Source organism: Symbioplanes lichenis, assembly GCF_030709675.1.
In the GTDB taxonomy this organism is placed as follows: domain Bacteria; phylum Actinomycetota; class Actinomycetes; order Mycobacteriales; family Micromonosporaceae; genus Actinoplanes; species Actinoplanes lichenis.
Map to the genome: position 1 here is coordinate 242,579 of NZ_JAUZQD010000010.1, position 12,299 is coordinate 254,877.

Consider the following 12,299-nt stretch of genomic DNA (forward strand, 5'->3'; position numbering starts at 1 on the left):
GGGGCGCCCGGGCCCGCCATCCATCGAAGCTCTTGACAACGTTTTTGCCTCCGTATTACGTTTTCGAAAACCTTTTCGGTCGGCTGGGAAACCATGGCGACCAGCGCTGACAGTACCTGCAGAACCCGCCATGACCGAAATGGTCCGGAGGTGCATTGTGCGGCTCGGCAGAAGGAAAATCATCGCGGCGGCGGTCATTGCCACCCTCACTCTGACAGGACTCGCCGCGTGTGGCGACGGCGGGGACAACGGCTCGGCGGCCGATCCGGCCGGTGCGGGCGTCGACGGTGCCGACGACGGCACCAAGCTCACCCTGTGGACCCGGGCACCGCTCGAATTGCAGGCCAAGGCCCTGGTCACCGCCTACAACGGCAGCCACAAGAACCAGGTCGAGCTCACCATCGTCCCGAACGACGACTACGTCGCGAAGGTCGGCGCGGCGGCGGGCAGCGGCGACCTGCCCGACCTCTTCGCCGCCGACATCGTCTATGTGCCCAACTGGGCGCAGGCCGGCCTGTTCGCCGATCTGACGGACAGCATCGCCCGGCTCCCGTACGCGGACAAGATCAATCAGGCGCACCTGCGCGCCGGCACGGTCGAGGACAAGAGATACGTCCTGCCGTTCGTGCTGGATCTGTCCGTCATGTTCTGGAACAAGGACCTCTATCGGGAGGCCGGCCTCGACCCCGAGAAGGGGCCCACGACCCTCGCCGAGTTCAAGGACCAGGCCCTCGCCGTCCAGCGCCTCGGCAAGCCGGGCGTCTCCGGCACCTATTTCGGGGGCAACTGCGGCGGCTGCGGCGTCTTCACGTGGTTCCCGATGATCTGGGCGAGCGGCGAGGAGGTCATGAACCCCGAGGGCACCAGCTCACTGCTCAACGGCGCGGCCGCCAAGCAGGTGTACGCGACCTGGCGCGAGCTGCAGGCCGCCGGCGCCGTCGCCTCCGGCTCTAAGGACGAGACCGGCGCCACGTGGGTCGGCGCGTTCCAGGAGGGCAAGGTGGGCGTGATGCCTTATCCCGCAACGCTTCTGCCCACCGCGGACAAGACGGTGAAGGTCGGTGTGGCACCGATTCCCGGCGTTTCAGGCGGCGCGTCCACCTTCGTCGGCGGGGACGGCATCGGCGTCTCCAAGGACTCGGAGAAGGCACAGCAGGCCTGGAACTTCCTCGCCTGGCTGATGTCCGAGAAGGCGCAGACCGACGTGCTCGCGAAGAACAACAGCAGCCCGGCGCGCAGCGATCTGACCAAGAGCAGCGACCCGCGCGTGACCCTTATCAATGAGGTCGCGGCCGCGGCGAGCAGCAAGACGCCGGTCGCGGTGAACTTCCAGCAGGCGTTCAACGCTCCCGGCAGCCCGTGGGTCACCCTCTTCCGCAACCAGGTGTACGGCGACCCCGGGCGCTTGGACGAGGACAACGACGCCGTCACCCAGGTGCTCGCCCAGTGACCGTGGTGGCGGGCCGGCGCACGAGGGCCGGGGCCGACGGCCGGGGCTCGGGTTCCGGCCGTCCCCGCGGCCGGGGCCCGGGCCGGAAGACGCTGGCCGGCTGGGCCTACGCGACGCCCACGGCGGTCTTCGTCGCCGTCTTCTTCGTCGTCCCCATCGCCCTCGTGGCCCGCATGTCGCTCTCCGAGTGGAAACTGTTCACCGGCGACAACGGCTGGAACGCCCCGGCGAACTACGAGGCGGTGCTCGAGGACCGCCTGCTGTGGCCGGCCGTGTGGTTCACCGTGAAGTACACGGCCCTCACCACGGTCATCCTGCTCGCGCTCGCGCTCGGCCTGGCGCTGCTCGTGCAGGAGTCGACCCGCTGGACCGGTTTTCTGCGGACGTCCTTCCTCGTGCCGTCCGCCCTCGGTCTGGCCTCGGCGTCGCTGCTCTTCTACGCCCTCTACTCACCGCAGAGCGGCCCTTTCGAAACCGCTTTCCTCGGTACGCCCACCAGCGCGCTCTGGTCCACGGTGGCGCTGATCGTGTGGCGCTTCGCCGGCTTCTACATGCTCCTGCTGCTGGTCGGGCTCCAGGGCATCTCCGCCGACGTCTACGAGGCGGCGCGGCTGGACGGCGCGAACCGGTTCCAGACGTTCCAGCGCATCACGTTGCCGTTGCTGCGCCCGTCGATCGCGCTCAGCACGATCATGTGTGTCACCGGCTCGCTGCTTGCCTTCGACCAGTTCTACATCCTCACCAAGGGCGGCCCGGACAACAGCACCATCACCATCGTCCAGCTCGTCTACAACGCCGCCTTCCAGGGCCGCAACGACCTGGGACGCGCGGCCGCCCTGTCGATCCTGGTGCTGGGCGTGCTGCTGGTCGTCAACGTCGTGCAGTTCAAGGGCCTCCGGGGCAGGGAGAACTGAATGCTGCGCACCCCGTCGCGCGTACTCACCGGCGCTCTTGCCTTGTTGTTCCTCTTCCCCCTGCTCTGGGCGGCGGTCGCCTCGGTCAGCCCGCAGGGCGGCACCGCGCAGACCAACGGCTGGGGCTTCGCCAATTACGTGACCCTGGCGCATTATCAGGCGGGCATCGGCCGCTATGTGCTGAACTCCACCGCCGTGTCACTCATGACGGTGCTGTTCACCCTGAGCGTCTCCCTGCTCGGCGGGTACGCGTTCGCGATGTTCCGCTTTCCCGGGCGGAACGCGCTCTTCCTGGTCACGCTGGCGATCCTCATGGTTCCCTACGCCACCCTGCTGATCCCGCTCTACGTCCTGCTCAACAATCTCGGTCTGCAGAACTCGCTGGTCGGGCTGGCGCTCGTGCTCACGATGTTCCAGCTGCCGTTCGCCGTCTTCATGATGCGCATCTCGTTCGAATCGGTTCCGGGAGAGCTCCGCGAGTCGGCACTCGTGGACGGCTGCGGCAGCTTCCGTGCCCTGCTGCACATCCTGCTTCCCGCCGTGCGACCCGGGCTGGTCACGGTCGGCATGTTCGCCTTCCTGGCCGCCTGGAACGACTTCATCACGCCGCTCGTGCTCATCAGCGACTCCGCCAAGGCGCCGCTGCCGCTGGCCGTGGCCAACATGCGGCAGCAGGTCATGGGCATCGTCGACTACGGCGCCACCGAAGCCGGCGTGGTCGTCCTGGCGCTGCCCTGCATCGTGCTCTTCCTCGCCCTCCAGCGGCACTACGTCCGCGGTTTCATGTCCGGCGCACTCAAGGGGTGACCCACGTGACGATCGAAGAAACCGATTCCAGCTGGATCACCCGGGGCGGCACGCCCGCGGCTCCGCACAGCGGCCGGCTGCACCCGCTCGGTCTGCGCGAGGTCCGGCTGCGGCCGGGTTTCTGGCAACAACGCCAAAACACCAACCGCACGGCCTCGCTGAACCACATCGAACAATGGCTGGAACGCGCCGGCTGGCTCGGGAACTTCGACGCCGCCGCCGCGGGAACGCTGCCCGGCGCCCGGCGGGGCCGGGAGTTCTCCGACACCGAGGTCTACAAGCTGCTCGAGGCGATGGCCTGGGAGTACGGCCGCACGGGCGACCCGGGTCTCGACGAGCGCTACCGGGCGATCGTGCGCCGGGTCGCCGCCGCCCAGGAGCCTGACGGCTATCTCAACACGAACTTCGGCCGGCCCGGGCAGGCGCCCCGCTACAGCGACCTGGAGTGGGGCCACGAGCTCTACTCCTTCGGCCACCTGATCCAGGCCGGCGTGGCCCGCGCCCGTACGGCCGGCCACGACGAACTGGTCCACGTGGCCGTCCGCGCCGCCGACCACGTCTGCGAGGTCTTCGCGGACCGCGGCCTGTGCGGCCACCCCGAGATCGAGCCCGCCCTGGTCGAGCTCTATCGCGTCACGGGGGAGCGGCGCTATCTGGACCAGGCCCGCAAGTTCGTCGACCGCCGGGGCCACCACGAGCTCGCCGACATCGAGTTCGGCCGGGCCTACTTCCAGGACGACGTTCCCGTACGCGATGCCGAGATCCTGCGTGGCCATGCGGTCCGAGCCGCCTATCTCGCCGCGGGCGCCGTGGACGTGGCGGTCGAGACCGGGGACACGGCCCTGCTGGATGCGGTCACCCGGCAATGGCACGCGACGGTGGCCCGGCGTACCTATCTGACCGGGGGCACGGGATCCCGCCACCAGGACGAAGCATTCGGCGAGGACCACGTCCTGCCGCCCGACCGCGCCTATTCCGAGACGTGCGCCGCCGTCGGCTCGATGATGCTGAGCTGGCGCCTGCTGCTGGCGCACGGCGACGCGGTCTACGCCGACCTCATCGAACGCACGCTCTTCAACGTCATCGCCACCAGCCCGGCCGACGACGGCCGCGGCTTCTTCTACACGAACACGTTGCATCAGCGCGTTCCGGGAACGGTTCCCGACCCCGGTCAACTCGTTCCCCGCGCCGCCTCCAGCCTGCGCGCGCCCTGGTTCGCGGTGTCCTGCTGCCCGACCAACCTGGCCCGCACCTTCGCCGGCCTCGCGGCCTACCTCGCGACGCGCGACGACGACGGCCTGCAGATTCATCAGTACGCCGCCGCGACGCTCGCCACGACCCTGCCGGGTGACCGCCGCGTCGCCTGCGAGATGGACACCGAGTATCCGGTGGACGGCCGCATCACGATCCGCGTCACCGAGTCGCCCGCCGACCCGTGGACCCTGAGCCTCCGCGTCCCCGCCTGGGCCGTCGGCGCCACCCTGGACGGCACGCCCGTGACGCCCGGCTGGAACCGGTTGCACCGCCGTTTCAGTCCCGGCGACGTGGTCGTGCTCGACCTGCCCGTCCGTGCCCGGATCACCACGCCCGATCCGCGCATCGACGCCGTCCGGGGGTGCGTGGCTGTCGAGCGCGGACCCCTCGTCCTCTGCGCCGAATCCGTCGACCTGCCCGTCGACGTCAATGCCCTGCAGATCGTTCCTCAGCTCACCGAGCGCGACGGCTCGGTGTTCGCCACCGGCCGTCGTGTCAGCGATCCACCCGGTTCCTGGCCCTACAACACCTCCGCCTTCTCCGGCGAGTCGGCCGGCGAGGCTCCGGCCGGTGACCCGGGCGAGGCGGACGGATCCGGCCGTCCGGACGGCACGTTCGAGCTGCCGCTGCACCCCTATCACCGCTGGGCCCGCCGCGGCCCGTCCACCATGCGCGTCTGGCTGCCCCTCGCCCCCTCCGCCGTGCACCGCGAGCCGGCGCGGGCACCGGAAAACCCGGCAGCGCAACGCCCGGACCCCACCCCCGAAGGGACCGCGTCATGACCTCCCGCCGGCACGTCCTCCAGTACGGCACCGCCGCCGCGACTCTCACCGCCCTCGGGCTCCCGGCATCGGCGTCCGCCGCCGCCGCAACTCCCGCTGCCCTCGCTTCTTCCGGCGCCCGGGCGAAGCGGCGCGTCAACGGCTATCCCGTACCCGCCGCCTGGCAGGCCGTCCCGTTCGACCTGGACCAGGTCGACCTGCTCCCCAGCGTCTTCACCGAGAAGCGCGACCGCATCCTCGCCTACGCCCGCGCGTATCCCGCCGACCGCATCCTGGCCAACTTCCGTGCCGCCGCCGGCCTCGACACCCGCGGCGCCGAGCCCCCGGGCGGCTGGGACGACGCCACCGGCAACCTGCGCGGGCACTACAGCGGCCATTTCCTGTCCCTGCTCGCCCAAGCCTGGGCCGGCACAGGGGAAACCGTCTTCAGGGACAAGCTCGACTACCTCGTCGCCGGCCTGAAGGAGTGCCAGGACGCCTGGGCCGCGCAGGCCGGCCGGCCCGGCACGCCGCCGCCCGCACCCAGCTGGACCAGCGGCCGGACCGGCGGCGCCCTGCAGCTCACCGGCGACGGCCGGGACGCGGCGGTCGTGACCGGCACGGGCGGCGCACCCGGCCCGAGTCACGCGGGATTCCTGGCCGCCTATCCGGAGACGCAGTTCATTCTGCTGGAGCAGTACGCCACCTACCCGGGAATCTGGGCGCCCTGGTACACCTGCCACAAAATCATGCGGGGCCTGCTCGACGCGCACACTCTGACCGGCAACGCCACCGCGCTCGACATCGTCACCGGAATGGGGGAGTGGGCGCACAGCCGGCTCGGCAAGCTGCCGCGCGAGCAGCTCGACCGCATGTGGTCGCTCTACATCGCCGGCGAATACGGCGGCATGAACGAAGTCATGGCCGACCTGCACGCGCTCACCGGAAATGCCACCTTCCTCGCCACGGCGCGCTGCTTCGACAACACCGCACTGCTCGCGGCGTGCGAGGCGGGCACGGACATCCTCGACGGCAAGCACGCCAATCAGCACATCCCGCAGTTCCTCGGCTATCTCCGCCTCTATGAGCAGGGCGCCGAGGCCGGTTACCGCACCGCTGCCCGATCGTTCTACGACATGGTGGTGACCCACCGGACCTATGTCCACGGCGGCACCGGCCAGGGCGAGATCTTCCGCAAGCGCGACGCCATCGCCGCGACCATTGCCGGCGACACCAACGCCGAGTCGTGCGCCGCGTACAACATGCTGAAAGTGGCGCGCAACCTGTTCCTGCACGCGCCGGCGGCCCACTTCTTCGACTACTACGAGCGGACGCTGGTCAACCAGATCCTGGCCTCGCGGCGCGATGCCGACAGCACCGAGGACCCGCTGGTCACGTACATGGTGCCGGTCGGGCCAGGCGTCCGGCGCGGCTACGGCAACATCGGCACCTGCTGCGGCGGCACCGGCCTCGAGAACCACACGAAATACCAGGACTCGATCTATTTCCGGTCGGCACGCGGCGACATTCTTTACGTCAACCTCTTCATCCCGTCGACGCTGCGCTGGGCCGAGCGCGGGCTCACAGTGACGCAATCCGGCGACTTCCCGCGCACGGACCGCACCACGCTCACGATCTCCGGCCAGGGCCGGCTGGATCTGCGCCTGCGGATTCCGTCGTGGGCTCGCCAGAATGTCACGGTCACCCTCAACAGCAAACCTTTCCCCGTACGCCCGGAGCGCGACGGTTACGTGCGGATCGACCGCAGCTGGCGCGACGGCGACCGCGTCGATTTCCGTTTCCCGTACCGTCTCGTCGTCGAGAAGACCTTCGACGATCCGACGCTGCGCGCCTTGCGCTTCGGTCCCCTGACATTGATCGCCAAGTCCGCGAGCACCGATTACCTGACCGTGCCCCCGACATATCGGCAGGGAACCGATCCGCTCACTTTCACCGCCGGGGACGTGACCTTCGAGCCGTTCTTCCGCGGCGACACCGACCGCTACCACGCCTACTTCCGGGAGGCGTGACGATGAGACGCCTCATCGGTGCGGCTGCCGTCCTCGCCGTCGTCCTGGTACCGGTTCCGGCCCGGGCCGGCACGCACAAGGTTCTGCAGGCGCCCACCGCCGAGACTCCGTACCCGGTCTTCAAGGGCGACCCGAACCCGGTGCCGGACCAGCGGACGGGGTTTCACGTTCGCAATCAGCTGCAGGCGATCTTCGACGCGGACGTGGCAGCGGGCGCTGGAACCACGGCTGGAAACGATTTCTGGGTCGACCGCATGCTCGCCCGCACCGGTGACCAACCGGGCGGCACCAACGGTGACGCCAACCGGTATCTGTTCAGCCGGGGCCGGGCCGTGTTCATGAAGACGCACCAGCCGGGGACGCTCGGCTTCGGCGGCGAGGTCGCCTACATCGAGACGATCGCCGGTGGGCAGGGCGCCTACACGATCACCGCGGACGGCGTGACGCTCACCGAGGACGCGGCCCAGCGCCGGCAGACGCCCAGTTACTGGCGGGGTGTGTTCACCGGGGACGGGCTCCGCGTGGTGCAGACCAAATACATCATCGACCAGAACGTGGCTGTCACGGATCTCGAGGTGTCCAGCACGGACAACGTCGCACACACCGTCGCCCTGACGGCCACGTCGCCCTTCGCGCGGACGGTCACGGAGAACGAGCTGACCGGTGCGGTGCGGGCCTTCAACAACTTGACGACCGTGTTCCCGCGGTTCTCCGGGAACGGGTTCCGAGCCGTTTCCGGGACGCTGCGGCGGAGCCTTTCCGTGCCGGCGGCGGGCTCCGTGCGTACCAAGGTGCAGTTGGGCTTTGTCACCAAGGAGCTGCCCGCGTCGCTGAGCGAGTATCGGCACTACCGGGAATCCCCGCCGGCGCGCGCCTTCACCGAGCATGTGACGGCCTACAACCGGTGGTGGGCGGAGAACGTGCCCTACCTGGACACGCCCGAGGACAACATCGACAAGACGTTGTTCTATCGCTGGTGGCTCATGCGCTACAACTTCCTCGACGCCGATCTGCCCGGTAACGACTACCAGTTCCCGACGTCGATGGAGGGTGTGCTCGGCTACAACAACGCGATCGTGCTGACCACCGGCATGTTCGTCGACGACCTCAAGTACTTCCGTGATCCGGCCTACTCCTACGGGCCCTGGATCTCCGCCGGTGAAGTGGCCAAGAGCTCGAAGTACGTCGACAACCCGGGCGACCCGGCGAACTGGTCCAACAGCTACACCGAATACATCTCCGAGGCGGCGTGGCGCTCGTATCAGCTGCACGGTGGCCCGGCGGCGGTCGCGGGCAATCTCGCCGAGTATGCCGAGAACGATGTGAAGGGTCTGCAGGACGCCTACGACTTCGACGGCAACGGGCTCATCGAATACAACTGGGGCGCCATGACGGGCAACGACGCCGACGCGGTGTCCTTCCACTGGCGCCCGGGTAACATGGACCGCACCGAGAACGCCTACCTCTATTCCAACGCCCGGGCGAGCGCGGTGGCCTATCGCACTGCCGGCAACACGGCCAAGGCCGCGGAGATGGACGCCTTCGCCGAGCAGATCCAGGCAGCGGTGCTGCGGTACCTCTGGAACGAGGACCGGAAGCTGCTGGAACACCGGCACGTCGAGACCGACAGCCACGTGCCGTGGAAGGAAATCAACAACTACTATCCGTTCTCCGTAGGGCTGATGCCCGACACTGCCGAGTACCGGGAGGCTCTGCGCCTCTTCGCGGACGACGAGCAGTACCCGATCTTCCCGTTCTTCACCGCGAACCAGGCGGACAAGAAGGCCGCCGCCGAGCAGGGCGAGCCGGGCAGCAACAACTTCTCGGTCATCAACTCCACCGTGATGTTCCGGTTGCTGTCCTCGGTGCTGCGGAACTATCCGACCGGTTACCTCGATGCCGAGTGGTACAAGAAGCTCCTCTACTGGAACGCCTGGGCGCACTTCCAGAACAACGGGGACAACCGCTTCCCCGACCAGAACGAGTTCTGGGCCGACGGATCCACCGCCGGCGGCGGCAGCATCGGCTACCGCTCGTGGATCCACCACACGATCCTGGGCGCCACGAACTTCACCGTCATCGAGGACGCGATGGGGCTCCGGCCGCGCGCCGACGCCAAGCTCGAACTGGATCCGATCGACATCGGCTGGGACCACTTCACCGCGAACAACATCCGCTACCGCGACCGGGATCTGACCGTCGTCTGGGACCAGCCCGGCGGCGCGCGGCATTACGGCGGCTCGGTGCCCGAGGGCTATTCGGTGTATCTGGACGGCCGGCTGGCCTTGACGGCTGACCGGCTCGGCAAATTGGTCTATGACCCCGCGACCGGGGAGGTGACGGCCGGCGACGGTGTGCGGGTCACGAACAACCGGGCCGTGCGGGTCAAGGCGCCGCAGGAGGTCACGTTCGCCAAGGATGCGCGGATCACCGACGTGCTGGCCAAGGCGGGCATCACGAGACGGGAACCGGTTCCCGCCGTTTCAGCGTCGGCGACCTTCTCCGCGCCCGGACGTGGTCCCGAGGGCGCGATCAGCGGCACCACGATCAACGAGCCCTTCTGGGGTACGGCCGGATCGCCCTCTGCCACCGACGCGTTCACGGTCACGCTCGACGGCCCTCAGCGGGTGGACGACGTCCGCGTGTACTTCTACAAGACGAGCACCACGGCCACGGTCCAGGGCTATGCGCCGCCGGCCCAGTTCACCGTCGAGTACGACGACGGGTCCGGCTGGCGGACTGTGCCGAGGCAGAGCCGGGCCCCGGCCTATCCGCGTGGAAACCTCAATCAGGTCCGGTTCCCGGCGGTCACTGCCGAACGACTTCGCATCACCGTGCAGCACGCGTCCGGATTCAGGACCGGCATCAAGGAAATTCAGGCCTTCGGTAGTGGCATTCCCGCGCCGGCTGCCACGAATATGCCGCCGCTGGCCGATGCCTGGCTCGACTCCGCTTATCGTCAGGCCGGATCGGCTCGGATCATCGGCGTGGCCCAGGACGACGGTAAGAGCGGCAGTCCGGTCACCGCGCGCTGGTCGGTCGTCAGCGGCCCGGACGGCGGCGCGGTCGCCTTCGACCCGGTGGATGCGCCGACCACGACCGCCCGGTTCAGCGTCTCGGGCCGGTACACCCTGCGCCTGACCGTCGGCGCTGCTACTTGCGCTCCGGCGACGAAGGCAGGCTCGGCGCTGGAACCGATTTCGGCGCCAAAGTCGAGCGGGGCGGGCCACGGGGAGGTGGCGACATCGGCCGGAACAGGGACACCGGCGGCGAGAAGGTGCTCCAGCAAGGACGTCGTCGTCGAGGCCACGGCGCTGGAGGAAGGGGAGATCAATGTGGCGGCCACGGCTACGGCTTCCGCGGAGTTCACCGCGGGCTGGAATGCTGTGACCGCTGTCAATGACGGCAAGCCGGCCTTCTTCGAGGGCGGGGCCCAGGGCGACCTGTGGGGCACCTGGACCGGGGCGGAACCGGCCACGCGCTGGTTGCAGTACGACTTCCCGTCGGCTGTCCGGGTCGACCGGGCGTCCATCGACTTCTGGTCGGACAGCACCACCGGCGGCAGCGGGGTCGCGGTGCCGGCGTCGTGGGGGCTGCAGTTCTGGGACGGGACGGCGTGGCGGGACGTCAGCGGGGCGACCGGGTTCGATCCGGCGGTTCGCGGGCGGACGAATGAGGTTTCCTTCGATCCGGTGACGACGACTCGGCTACGGGCCACCTTCCGGGCGTTGCCCGATGCCGCAGGGACGGCCTGGTCCGCGGTCGGCGTATCTGAGTGGCGCGTGTACGCGGCGGCGGCGAGCGGGATCCGAACGGTGGATGTGCGGACACGGGTGGGAACGATTCCCGAGCTGCCGGCGACGGTCGAGGTGGACTATGCCGACGGCGCCCGGGTCCCGGCGGCCGTGACGTGGGCTGCGATCACACCGGATCAGGTGGCCTCGGTCGGCGACTTCACGGTGGTCGGCTTCGTCGCGGGAACCGCGCTCACCGCCACCGCCCACGTGTGGGTGCGCGGCGGGGATCCGGTGCAGATCACCACGGTGGAACCGGTCTCCGTGGCGACGTCCGCCGGGGTCGCCCCGGTGCTGCCCGGCGGGGTCACGGTCGGATACAACGACGGCTCACGGCAGAGCGGTGTGGCGGTCACGTGGGCGGCGATCGACCCCGCGAGGTACGCCACGCCGGGCACCTTCGACGTGTCCGGGCAGATGGAAGGCACCGACAAGACCGCCATCGCCACCGTCGTGGTCACGTGAGACGGCCGGGGCGTGCGCGCTGCCGGTGAGGGGCCGGCCGCGGCGACGGCGATGGGTCAGGTGGTGGGGCCGGGGCGGTCGGGGGCGGGGTTGCGTACCTCGGCTCGGAGCGCGGCCACATCGGCGCGCAGCTCGCGGATCTCGGCCAGGAGGCCCGCTATGTCGCGGTGGGTTGCCTCGTGTTCCTGCTCGTCTGCGCCGATGCGGTCGACGATCCATGTGGCCAGGGAGCCGGTCACGAAGCCGATCAGGCCGATGCCGCCGATCATCATGGCCAGGGCGACCAGGCGGCCCTCGGCGGTGACGGGGGCGAGGTCGCCGTAGCCCACCGTGGTGATCGTGACGACCGCCCACCAGAGGGCGTCCGGGTAGGTCTCGATGGTGCTGCCGGGGTGGCCGCGCTCGGCGTCGAGGGCGGCCAGCGCGGCCACGGCGACGATGAGGACCGTGGTCGCGCCGACGTAGAGGGCCAGCTTTCCCCTGGTCAGCACCTCGGTGCGGCGGTTGAGGATGCGCAGCGCGGTGAGGAGGCGGAGGGCGCGGACCGGGCGCAGGACGGGCAGCACCAGGATCACCGCGTCGAACCAGTGGGTGCGGGCGAAGCGGCGCCGGTCGCGGGCGAGGACGAGCCGGATCGCGTAGTCGGCGCCGAAGAGCAGCCAGACGACCACGTTCGTGACCGCGCAGGCGTGGCGCCACCCGGCCGGCAGCCCGGGATCCAGGATCGGCGCCGCGTAGACCGCGATGAAGAGCAAGGACAACAAAGTCAACGGCACCGCCGTCGTACGCTCCCAGGCCGCGAGCCGTTCCTCCGTCACAGGCCG

At 69.4% G+C, this 12,299-nt stretch carries 7 protein-coding genes; 6 read left to right on the forward strand and 1 reads right to left on the reverse strand.

Annotation, left to right across the window (positions count from 1 at the left end; all coding sequences use genetic code 11):
- Positions 1–157: 157 nt before the first annotated feature.
- Genes RAN62_RS24850 through RAN62_RS24875 form a run of 6 tightly spaced genes read left to right on the forward strand, consistent with a single transcriptional unit; the run spans position 158 to position 11,475 of the window.
- A complete protein-coding gene (locus RAN62_RS24850; RefSeq protein ID WP_305787159.1) occupies positions 158–1,450 on the forward strand; it encodes an ABC transporter substrate-binding protein in 1,293 nt (430 codons plus the stop codon).
- Positions 1,447–2,364 (forward strand): carbohydrate ABC transporter permease, encoded by a 918-nt coding sequence (locus RAN62_RS24855; protein WP_305787160.1) that lies wholly within the window; start codon positions 1,447–1,449, stop codon positions 2,362–2,364. Before RAN62_RS24850 ends, RAN62_RS24855 begins: the two co-directional genes overlap by 4 nt.
- Positions 2,365–3,171 carry a carbohydrate ABC transporter permease gene (locus RAN62_RS24860; RefSeq protein WP_305787161.1) on the forward strand — a complete coding sequence of 269 codons (807 nt, stop codon included), beginning with the start codon at positions 2,365–2,367 and terminating at the stop codon, positions 3,169–3,171.
- 5 nt (positions 3,172–3,176) lie between these two features.
- On the forward strand, positions 3,177–5,207 hold the full coding sequence (locus RAN62_RS24865) for a glycoside hydrolase family 127 protein (RefSeq protein WP_305787162.1): 2,031 nt from the start codon (positions 3,177–3,179) through the stop codon (positions 5,205–5,207).
- Positions 5,204–7,216 (forward strand): beta-L-arabinofuranosidase domain-containing protein, encoded by a 2,013-nt coding sequence (locus tag RAN62_RS24870; RefSeq protein ID WP_305787163.1) that lies wholly within the window; start codon positions 5,204–5,206, stop codon positions 7,214–7,216. Before RAN62_RS24865 ends, RAN62_RS24870 begins: the two co-directional genes overlap by 4 nt.
- Before the next feature lie 2 nt (positions 7,217–7,218).
- Complete coding sequence (locus RAN62_RS24875) at positions 7,219–11,475, forward strand: Ig-like domain-containing protein (protein WP_305787164.1); 4,257 nt, start codon at positions 7,219–7,221, stop codon at positions 11,473–11,475.
- Between the two features lie 56 nt (positions 11,476–11,531).
- Here the strand turns inward: RAN62_RS24875 and RAN62_RS24880 are convergent, their stop codons facing one another.
- A complete protein-coding gene (locus RAN62_RS24880; RefSeq protein ID WP_305787165.1) occupies positions 11,532–12,293 on the reverse strand; it encodes a potassium channel family protein in 762 nt (253 codons plus the stop codon).
- Positions 12,294–12,299 lie beyond the last annotated feature (6 nt).